Source organism: Pseudonocardia xinjiangensis, assembly GCF_012911925.1.
Lineage (GTDB): Bacteria > Actinomycetota > Actinomycetes > Mycobacteriales > Pseudonocardiaceae > Pseudonocardia > Pseudonocardia xinjiangensis.
Genome location: NZ_JAAXKY010000248.1, coordinates 1 through 6,513 on the forward strand (window position 1 = coordinate 1; position 6,513 = coordinate 6,513).

General features: G+C 73.0%; 5 protein-coding genes. 3 read left to right on the plus strand and 2 right to left on the minus strand.

Annotated features, from left to right (window positions below; translation table 11 throughout):
- Nucleotides 1–94: 94 nt before the first annotated feature.
- Both moeZ and HF577_RS36195 read right to left on the minus strand, forming a co-directional pair.
- Nucleotides 95–1,267: an adenylyltransferase/sulfurtransferase MoeZ gene (gene moeZ, locus HF577_RS36190; protein ID WP_169400509.1), complete on the minus strand. Its 1,173-nt coding sequence runs from the start codon at nt 1,265–1,267 to the stop codon at nt 95–97.
- 93 nt (nt 1,268–1,360) lie between these two features.
- Nucleotides 1,361–2,374: an alpha/beta fold hydrolase gene (locus HF577_RS36195; RefSeq protein WP_312859608.1), complete on the minus strand. Its 1,014-nt coding sequence runs from the start codon at nt 2,372–2,374 to the stop codon at nt 1,361–1,363.
- A gap of 175 nt (nt 2,375–2,549) precedes the next feature.
- Here HF577_RS36195 and HF577_RS36200 point away from each other — a divergent pair, with 175 nt between their 5' ends.
- From HF577_RS36200 to HF577_RS36210, 3 genes are read left to right on the plus strand one after another with little or no spacing between them, the layout of a single operon-like run.
- Nucleotides 2,550–3,488, plus strand: coding sequence for a hypothetical protein (locus tag HF577_RS36200; protein ID WP_169400510.1), 939 nt, complete (start codon nt 2,550–2,552; stop codon nt 3,486–3,488).
- A complete protein-coding gene (locus HF577_RS36205; protein WP_169400511.1) occupies nt 3,485–5,842 on the plus strand; it encodes a heavy metal translocating P-type ATPase in 2,358 nt (785 codons plus the stop codon). Before HF577_RS36200 ends, HF577_RS36205 begins: the two co-directional genes overlap by 4 nt.
- Nucleotides 5,843–5,887: 45 nt before the next feature.
- Nucleotides 5,888–6,511: a TetR/AcrR family transcriptional regulator gene (locus HF577_RS36210; RefSeq protein ID WP_169400512.1), complete on the plus strand. Its 624-nt coding sequence runs from the start codon at nt 5,888–5,890 to the stop codon at nt 6,509–6,511.
- The last annotated feature ends 2 nt before the right edge of the window (nt 6,512–6,513 follow it).

Genomic DNA, 6,513 nt, shown 5'->3' on the forward strand with positions numbered 1-6,513 from the left:
GCACTGGCGACCCGGCCCTCTCTGTTACGACATTCGGTGCTACTGCTCGGGTGTCGGCCTCACCGCACGTGTTGAGGTGATATCCCGGCGCACCTCAGTACGACGGCAGCGACGGGTCGACCTGCTTGACCCACGCCAGCACCCCGCCGCCCACGTGCACGGCGTCCTTGAAGCCCGCCTTGTGCAGCGCGGACAGCGCCTCGGCGGACCGGGCGCCCGACTTGCAGTGCAGCACCACCGGCTTGTCCTGCGGGATCTCCGACAGCGCCTCTCCCGAGAGGATGCGGTCCTTCGGGATGAGCGTGGCACCCGGGATGCTGACGATCTCGTACTCGTTCTGCTCCCGGACGTCGATCAGCGCGAAGTCCTTGCCCGCGTCGATCATCTCCTTGAGCTCGAGGGCGGTGATCGTGTTGCCGGCCGCCGCGGACTGCGCATCCTCGGAGACCACGCCGCAGAACGCGTCGTAGTCGATCAGCTCGGTGATCTTCGGCGAGCTCGGGTCCTTGCGGATCTTGATGGTGCGGTAGCTCATCTCGAGGGCGTCGTACACCATCAGCCTGCCGAGCAGCGGCTCCCCGATGCCGGTGATCAGCTTGATCGCCTCGTTGACCATGATCGAGCCGATCGACGCGCACAGCACACCCAGCACGCCACCCTCGGCGCACGAGGGGACCATCCCCGGCGGCGGCGGCTCGGGGTAGAGGTCGCGGTAGTTGAGGCCCTTGCCGTTGGGGGCGTCGTCCCAGAACACCGACGCCTGGCCCTCGAAGCGGAAGATCGAGCCCCAGACGTACGGCTTGCCCAGCAGCACCGCGGCGTCGTTCACCAGGTAGCGCGTGGCGAAGTTGTCGGTGCCGTCCAGGATCAGGTCGTAGTCCCGGAAGATGTCGAGCACGTTGGAGCTCTCGAGCCGCGTCTCGTGCAGCCGCACCTCGACGAACGGGTTGATCTCCTTGATGGAGTCGCGTGCCGACTCCGCCTTGGACCGGCCGACGTCGGACTGGCCGTGGATGACCTGCCGTTGCAGGTTGGACTCGTCGACGACGTCGAACTCCACGATGCCGAGCGTGCCGACGCCCGCGGCGGCGAGGTAGAGCAGCGCCGGGCTGCCCAGGCCGCCGGCCCCGACCACCAGCACCTTCGCGTTCTTCAGCCGCTTCTGACCGGCCATCCCGACGTCGGGGATGATGAGGTGGCGGCTGTAGCGCTCCACCTCTTCCTTGGTCAGCTCGGCGGCCGGCTCCACGAGCGGCGGTAACGCCATGGTGGGAACTCCTCGTTCGGTCGTCCTGCGAGATCTTCGATACCTGCTGTTGGCAACACCGGGGCCGGGCCGAATCTTCCCGTACGACCAGTCCTACCAGCGACCCGCGGCAACGGCATCCCACATGCCGGCCACGGCGCGTGCCACCTCGTCAGGCGCCTCGATCTGTGCGACGTGCCCGACGCCGGGGAGCATCAGCAGCCGCGACCCGGGCACCGTCGCGACCGTGCGCCGGGCGAGCCGGGGCGCCACGAGCCGGTCCCGGTCGCCCCACACCACGAGCGTCGGCGCCTTCACCCGGGCCGCCGTGGACCACAGCGACCCCTTACGCAGCCAGCTCGCGATCATCGCCTTCCCGGTGAGCTCGACGGCCTCCCGCGCCCACTCCAGCCGGGCCCTGGCCTCGAACTCCGCGGCCGTCTCCGCGAGCCGGTGCTCGGTGGCGAGGCTCGGGTTGCCGAAGCACAGCCGCACCACCTGGTCGGCCCGGGTCCGGGGGCTCTGCGCCGCCAGCTCCGCGCGGGCCCACCGGCCGAGCACCGGCATCATCGCGAGCACCATCCGCGGGTCCGACAGCCGTCGCGGATCAGGTCTGAGGTCCGGCACCGCGGGCGAGATCAGGGTGAGGGTGCGGACGAGCTCGGGACGCCGCGCCGCCACGGTCATCGCGACGGCGCCGCCGAAGGAGTTGCCCAGCAGGTGCACCGGACGGCCCCGACCGGCCAGGAAGCACAGCAGCGCGTCGGCGTGGCCGGCGGGTGAGTAGTCGCGCGAGGCGAGCGGACGCGACAGCCCGAAGCCGGGCAGGTCGACGGCGACCCCCTCCGCCCGCGTGCCGAGCAGGCCTGCGACGTCGGTCCAGTTCGTGGCCGAGCCGGCCAGCCCGTGGACGTACACGGCCGCCACCCCGTCGGGGCCGGGCGTCTCGCGCACGTGCAACGTGACGCCGCCCGAGGTGACCTCCCGGCCAGGCCACGGCCGCCCGAGCGGATCGCGGCGGGGCATGGTGGCGGGATCGGCGAGCGGCGCCACCTCCGGGGCCACCGGAGCAGGCGGCGCGGTCCGGCCGACGAACGGTCGGACGAAGGCATGCGCGGCGGAGGACACGAACCGAGGAATACCTGATGGACTGCGCGGCGGCCACCCTCGAGCCCTCGCTGCCACTCCGCAGTGGGGTGCGAAAGCCCACGTTCTATACCCCCCTCTGGTATCTTTACCACCAATGGCGCTACCGAAAGGGCGTCGCGCCCGTTGTACAGACGGGAGCAACGGGAGGCGGGGGATGAACGCAGCGGTGCGGCTGTCGGCCTACGCGGCGGCGCTGGCGCTGGCCTTCGGGGCGGCCTGGAGCATCGGCGCAGCCGTCGGCGGGCCTGGCCCCGCGCCCGCACCCGCCGTGGCGGCGCCGCTGCCGACCGGCCCCGACGCGCACGGCGCAGGCGGCCACGCCACCGTCGGCGCCCCCACCGCCGCGGACGGGCACTCCCACCGGGCCGGCGAGATCGTGTCCGCCGGGCTCGTGGACACGGCGGCCGGATACACATTGGTCCCGAAGACCACCACGTACCGTCCCCGGACCTCCGGCGAGCTCGCCTTCACGATCACCGGCTCGGACGGCAGCCCGGTCACGGCGTTCGACGTCGAGCACGAGAAGCGGCTGCACCTCATCGTCGTGCGGCGCGACACCTCCGGCTTCCAGCACCTGCATCCCACGCTCGGCCCCGGCGGCGTCTGGCGCGTCCCGATCACGCTCCCCGAGGCCGGGGTCTACCGCGTCTACGCCGACTTCGTCCCCACCGGCGGCCCCGAGCTCGTCCTCGGCACCGACCTGTTCGCCGCAGGCGACTTCGAGCCGGTCCCGTCAGCTCCCTCCCGGGTGGCGCAGGTCGGCGGCTACCAGGTCCGTCTCGACGGCGATCTCGTCCCCGGCGGCCCGTCGCAGGTCTTCGCCACGGTCAGCAAGGACGGCGCGGCGGTCACCGACCTCGAGCCCTACCTGGGCGCGTTCGGCCATCTCGTCGCGCTGCGCCAGAGCGACCTGACCTACCTGCACGTCCATCCCGACGCCGCCACGCCGACACCCACCGACCGCTCCGGGCCGGGAATCGCGTTCACCGCCGACGTGCCCACCGCCGGCACCTACCGGCTCTTCCTCGACTTCCGGCACGACGGCGCCGTGCGCACCGCCGAGTTCACCGTCCCGACGAGGGAGGCTCGATGAGCAACCTGGCCAGCGAACCGTCGACGGACCGGGCACTGGTCTCCCCCACCACGACCACCGACGGCGCACCGCCCGCCGCCCTGAGCCGGATCGAGCTGAGCATCGGAGGCATGACCTGCGCGTCCTGCGCCAACCGCGTGGAGCGGAAGCTCAACAAGCTCCCCGGCGTCACGGCCTCGGTCAACTACGCCACCGAGAAGGCGCGCGTCGACTACCCGGCCGACCTCGAACCGACGGCCCTCGTCGCGCAGGTGGAGGCGGCCGGCTACACCGCCGCGCTGCCTGCGCCGCCCTCGTCCGAACCCAGTGAGCCACCCGCCGACGCCCCCGACCCGACACGCGCGCTGCGCCACCGGCTGGTCCTCTCCACCGTCCTGGCCGCACCGGTGGTCGCGTTCGCGATGGTGCCGGCGCTGCAGTTCACCTACTGGCAGTGGATCTCGCTCACCCTCGCCGCGCCCGTCGTCGTGTGGGGGGCGTGGCCGTTCCACCGGGCGGCGTGGACCAACCTGCGCCACGGCGCGGCCACGATGGACACGCTCGTCTCGATGGGCACGCTGGCCGCGCTCGGCTGGTCGCTGTACGCGCTCCTGCTCGGCACCGCGGGCACCCCGGGGATGACCCACCCGTTCACCTTCACCGTCGCCCCGGGCGCCGGGGCGGACGCGATCTACCTCGAGGTCGCCGCGGCGGTCACGGTGTTCATCCTGGCCGGGCGGTACGTCGAGGCCCGCTCGAAGCGCCGGGCCGGCGCGGCGCTGCAGGCCCTGCTCGACCTGGGCGCCAAGGACGTCTCGGTGCTGCGTTCCGGTTCCGAGGTACGTATCCCCGTCGGCCGGCTCGGCGTCGGCGACCGGTTCGTCGTGCGCCCCGGCGAGACGATCGCCACCGACGGCGAGGTGGAGGACGGCAGCTCGGCCGTCGACGCGTCGATGGTCACCGGTGAGTCGGTGCCAGCCGAGGTCCGTCCCGGCGACGCGGTCGTCGGCGGCTGCGTCAACGCCGGGGGCAGGCTCGTCGTGCGGGCCACGCGGGTCGGAGCCGACACCCAGCTGGCCAGGATGGCCCGGCTCGTCGAGGACGCGCAGAACGGCAAGGCCGCGGTGCAGCGGCTCGCCGACCGGGTCTCCGGGATCTTCGTGCCGGTGGTGATCGCGATCGCGGTGGCGACGCTGGGGTTCTGGCTGGGCACAGGCGACGGCGCCGCCCCGGCCTTCACCGCCGCGGTCGCCGTGCTGATCATCGCCTGCCCGTGCGCGCTGGGGCTGGCCACACCGACGGCCCTGCTGGTCGGCACCGGTCGCGGCGCGCAGCTCGGCATCCTCATCAAGGGCCCGGAGGTGCTCGAGTCCACCCGGCGGGTGGACACCGTCGTGCTGGACAAGACCGGCACCGTCACCACCGGCGCCATGGAGGTCCGCGGCGTGCACACCGTCGACGGGGTCGAGGAGGACACCGCGCTGCGTCTCGCCGGCGCCGTGGAAGCAGCCTCCGAGCACCCGATCGGCCGGGCGATCGCCGCAGCCGCCGAGACGGCAACCGGGTCCCTCCCCGACGTGGCCGAGTTCGAGAGCCTGCCCGGTCTCGGCGTACGCGGTGTGGTCGCGGAGCTCCTGTCGAAGGACGACGCGGCCGGGGCGGTGGTGGCGCACGCGGTGCTCGTCGGACGTCCGGCGCTGCTCGCGGAGCACGACATCGCGCTGCCCCCCGACCTCGCGGCGGCCCGGGACGCGGCCGAGGCCGGCGGCAACACGGCCGTCGGGGTGGCGTGGGACGGCGTCGCGCGGGCGCTGGTCGTCGTGGGCGACACGGTGAAGCCCACGAGCGCCGAAGCGGTGCGCGAACTGCACCGGCTCGGCCTCACGGCGATGCTGCTCACCGGCGACAACGGGGCCGCCGCACGAGCCGTGGCGGCCGAGGTCGGCGTCGCCGCGGACGCGGTGATCGCGGAGGTGGCGCCGGAGGACAAGGCCGCCGTGGTGAAGCGGCTGCAGGCCGAGGGCAAGGTCGTCGCGATGGTCGGTGACGGGGTCAACGACGCGGCGGCGCTGGCCGCCGCCGACCTCGGCCTGGCCATGGGCACCGGCACCGACGCCGCGATCGAGGCGAGTGACCTCACGCTGGTGCGCGGCGACCTGCTGGACGCCGTCGACGCCATCCGGCTGTCGCGGCGCACCCTCGCCGTGATCAAGGGCAACCTGTTCTGGGCGTTCGCCTACAACGTCGCCGCCCTGCCGCTGGCCGCCGCCGGGCTGCTGAACCCCATGATCGCCGGAGCCACCATGGCGTTCAGCTCGGTGTTCGTGGTGACCAACAGCCTTCGGTTGCGTGGATTCCGCCCTACCCACCGGTAGGGTGTGCACTCCGCCCAGCCGGGCGGACGAACGGAGGCGATCCGCATGTCCGAGACGTCGGCGCCGGCGCAGCGCGGTGGCCGGTTGTCCCGCACAGCACGACGGGCCCAGCTGCTGCTGGCCGCCCGTGACGTGTTCGCAGCCCACGGTTACCACGCCGCCGCGATGGACGACATCGCCGAGCGGGCCGGGGTCAGCAAGCCGGTGCTGTACCAGCACTTCCCCGGCAAGCTCGAGCTCTACCGGGCGCTGCTCACCACCTACGCCGACGAGCTGGTGACCCGCGTGGAGCAGGCCATCGGCACCACCACCGACAACCAGGAGCGCGTCCACGGCGCGGTCAGCGCGTACTTCGACTTCGTGGCGGGCGAGGGCCAGGCCTACCGCCTGGTGTTCGAGTCCGACCTGCGCAGCGAGCCGGAGGCCGCCGCCGTGGTGGACGGAGCCCTGACCCGCTGCATCGACTCGATCGCCGACGCCGTCACCACCGACGCCGGGCTCGACGCCGCCCGCGCCCGGATGCTGGCCGTCGGGCTCGTCGGGCTCAGCCAGGTGGCCGCCCGCTACTGGCTCGACTCCGACCAGGCCGTGCCGCGCGACGAAGCGGTCGCGCTGATGTCCAGCCTGGCCTGGCGCGGGCTCGCCGGTTTCCCGCTCGTCCAGACCTGACC